This is a genomic window from Mesotoga sp. HF07.pep.5.2.highcov (genome assembly GCF_003666285.1).
Classification (GTDB): Bacteria; Thermotogota; Thermotogae; order Petrotogales; family Kosmotogaceae; genus Mesotoga; species Mesotoga prima.
Map to the genome: position 1 here is coordinate 1 of NZ_JFHJ01000457.1, position 2,979 is coordinate 2,979.

Consider the following 2,979-nt stretch of genomic DNA (forward strand, 5'->3'; position numbering starts at 1 on the left):
GCTGGTTGCCGGACTGAACCGCCCGTATCGCTTCCAAGCGCAAAAGGTGTGAGACCTGCCGCAACTGCTGCGGCACTTCCTCCACTACTACCACCCGGTATACGATTCAGATCCCAGGGATTTCTCGACGGTCCAAACGCTGAGTTCTCAGTTGATGACCCCATTGCGAACTCATCCATGTTCGTCTTGCCCAGAAGCTGTCCACCTTTGGAATTCAATTTCTGAGTTACTGTTGCGTCGTATGGTGAATCGTAGTTTTCGAGTATTCTGCTCGCACAAGTCGTCCTTGTTCCTACCGCAAGAATATTATCCTTTATGGCGTAGGGAAAGCCCTGTCTTTCTTCTGAAAGGGTTCTTGCCTGAAGGAATGCATTGAGTTCATTGTTGTATTTGTCAATTCTCTCTTTGTAGAACTTGTAAGTGTCTCCTAGAGAAATGATTTCCGAGAGCCTCAGATTTAGCGGGTTCTTTGTCACGAAAGCCACCTCCAGATATTCATGACAATTCTAACATTTTCAGGGCACTTCTAACAGAAGAGAGCAACTCGAATATACTGAAGGCCGGAAGCATAATCTTATTACATCTACCACTAGTGAGAAGTTATCTGCTATGTACACGCTTTAACGAAACTCTGTTAGTTGCGCTCGAAAAGGGAATAACGGTTCACGGTTTTCCTGACAAGAGCGATGCAATTTTTCGGCGCATTTTCCGTAGACGACTATCTCTGGTAATGGCTATGGTAAGCATAAGAATCTGGCTTCCATTTTTCGCCATTCCATTAGCGAATCTAACTCCTCGGCAAGGATCTTACTTGGTCGAAATTATCGAAAAGAGATGCTGAAACAAGTTCAGATGACCAAATCAAGAGGGTTCTCGCATGCGGAGTCTAGGGGTTTTGAACAGAAGCGGTTGACCCACGAGGACCTTCAGGGCTATCGAGGCTGTTATCAAGTATTACTCATACTAATTCCTTACTTTGTCATACTGTGGAGCCTCCCCTGAAATTTTCTTGTTCAGGGTCATCAGCAATTCAGTTCGGGATCTGGGTCATTAAAAATCGTTTTGGAAGCGGAAATAAAAAGAAGCTGATTCTCCGTTAGCAGAAAAGGATCCATGGTACAGAATCTGTGGAGACTACTTACAAATGCTCTAGCAACTTGCAGTTGTTCTTTCAAGAGAACGGAGAACCGTTATTAGTAAACTGATTGTCCTGTTCTACGTGCTACTTGTCGGTACAGTGATCTCTCAATTTTATTCCCTCTTCTGAGCTTTCCACATCCTGGCACTCTCTAATGAAGGTCGTTAGCTATGTAACCACTCTCAGGCAGGCAAACATCGTAAAGCCAGTTCCACGACTGAGCACACTCGGTTGAATCCAGTTCGAAGTGTGCGACCGCATATCCCCCTGCAGGAACAATCATCTTTCCAATATCACCGTCTACTCTTGTGCCTTGAGGAACTGTAATGCACACGCTCAGTCTCAGCTTTTCCTCTTCAGTCACTTCCGGATTATCGTGGTAAATGATGAGAGAACTTGCGCTCTTCTTTTCCAGAAATCCTCGAGGACCTGCCCAGGAACAGAGTTTGTTGAACAGGGTTTCGAATAGTTTCTCATCACCCGCACAAGGACCTATGTAGCGGACATAAGCAACCGTACTCTCCTCAAAATTCACGGTATCTACTCTCTCGGCTTTTTCCCATATTCATCCTCCTAAAAATACTGTCGATGCTACGATTGTGGAGGCGGGAAAGAATGTTGGGTGATCTACATTGCCTTCGAAAATACCTAAATTGCTTTCAGTCACTCCGCTATTGATCTTATTGGATTTCTCATTTTTCAACTGGAGTGGATTCATTCCAAAACGCTTCTTGATACTTCTGCTGAGCGATGATCCGCTGGCGAAACCGCACTGATCTGCGACCTGAGCAACTGTACTATTGGGATCGTTTGCAAAGAGTGTAACAGCCTCTCCAAGCCTTGTTCTCCATATGAACTGGAAGAGAGTGTTTCCAGCGGAGGCATGGAAAATTCTGTGAAAGTGATATTTCGAGAATCCCGCTACATCTGACAGCTCATCAAGCGTGAGTGACTCTGACAGTTAATATCCTATGTAGTTCATTATCTCGTTTATTCTTGATATGCAGACGCCATGTAAAAGGCGCTCAGGGATGAACTGATTCATATCTTATCTTTCCTTTTGGAATGGAATGTAAGTCGAGATGCCTTGCGCTCTGCTTCAAGCATGAAGTGGATGCTATCATTAGGTAAAGGTGCAGCTTCAAGTGAAGTATCTCTTTTTTCTGGTGAATAGGATTTCTTAGCGTGAACCTTCGACAAACCAAATACCTCCTCCCGATTCAAGGCCACTAATACCAACTGGTTCTTTTACTGGACCTTCGAGCAACCAAATTACCCTTGTCCAATGCACAAACATCTTAAATCGCCCATAGTATAACCTCAATGTTAATTAGTCAAATATATCTAGTTCTGCAGAAAGAATCAAACATTAAAACTGGCCAAATTAAAAACTAAAATTGATCCTTCTCAATACAATGAACAAATAATATACCTGAAAACTGGACAATAATTCACTTCTTCCAATTGCAGTTGCTTGATTCCATAATATATTCAGTATTTTTCTTTATATCAGAGCAAATAATTATAGTAATTCCAATAATAATTATATTTATCTAAGATTTTTTTATTTTACCTCTTGACTTTTGATTATTTTGTGTGATATATTATGAATGTAGAAGCATAGATTAATAAAAAGGAGGTGTGAGAATGAGAAAAGTGATAGATCCAGCGTCCGTTGAAAGAGCAGTCAGAAAGTTCAAAGAGAAACTGGCAGGAGAGTCCTTCCCACATTACCTATGAAGGAGGTGAGGAAGATGAGAGGAAGAGAAAGAAAGGTTCACTACAGAGAAAGGGAGATCTACTCAAACATCGTTGAAGATTCAATCAGATCAAGAGTAATG

Annotated in this window: 3 protein-coding genes; all 3 read right to left on the reverse strand. The window is 42.2% G+C overall.

The annotated features are described in order from the left end of the window. Positions 1-440: amidase family protein (locus BG32_RS09655; protein ID WP_409072658.1), on the reverse strand; the 440-nt coding region annotated here is incomplete at its 3' end. An 849-nt stretch (positions 441-1,289) separates the two neighbouring features. Continuing rightward, positions 1,290-1,673 carry a GyrI-like domain-containing protein gene (locus tag BG32_RS09660; RefSeq protein WP_006492554.1) on the reverse strand — a complete coding sequence of 128 codons (384 nt, stop codon included), beginning with the start codon at positions 1,671-1,673 and terminating at the stop codon, positions 1,290-1,292. Positions 1,674-1,703: 30 nt separating this feature from the next. Next, positions 1,704-2,099 carry an AraC family transcriptional regulator gene (locus tag BG32_RS17135; protein ID WP_121509812.1) on the reverse strand — a complete coding sequence of 132 codons (396 nt, stop codon included), beginning with the start codon at positions 2,097-2,099 and terminating at the stop codon, positions 1,704-1,706. Between the last annotated feature and the right edge of the window lie 880 nt (positions 2,100-2,979).